The organism is Telluria sp. AZSoR62, from assembly GCF_058111565.1.
This window is the reverse complement of record NZ_JBYTST010000396.1, coordinates 1-259: the sequence shown is the minus strand read 5'-3', so window position 1 is coordinate 259 and position 259 is coordinate 1. Positions and strand designations below refer to the sequence as shown.

Annotated in this window: 1 protein-coding gene; it reads right to left on the bottom strand. The window is 62.2% G+C overall.

All coding sequences use genetic code 11. The features are described from left to right. A partial coding sequence (locus AC3XQU_RS24225) for an FAD-dependent oxidoreductase (protein ID WP_489876670.1) occupies positions 1 to 259 on the bottom strand: 259 nt, incomplete at both ends.

Sequence of the window (259 nt, the reverse complement as noted above, 5' to 3'; positions counted from 1 at the left end):
GCCAATTCAACCCCGGTGGGACCACCACCGATGATGACGAACGTCTGCAGCGCGGCACGCTGCTGAGGATCGCTCGTGCGCTCAGCCTCCTCGAAAGCCGCGAGGATTCGGCCCCGAATGGTCGTGGCATCTTCCAGCGTCTTCAACCCCGGCGCGAAAGCCCCCCATTCGTCGTGTCCGAAGTAGGCATGGGTAGCGCCTGTCGCGAGCACGAGCGTGTCGTAGGTTTGCCGCAATCCATTGTTGAGAATGACCTGAC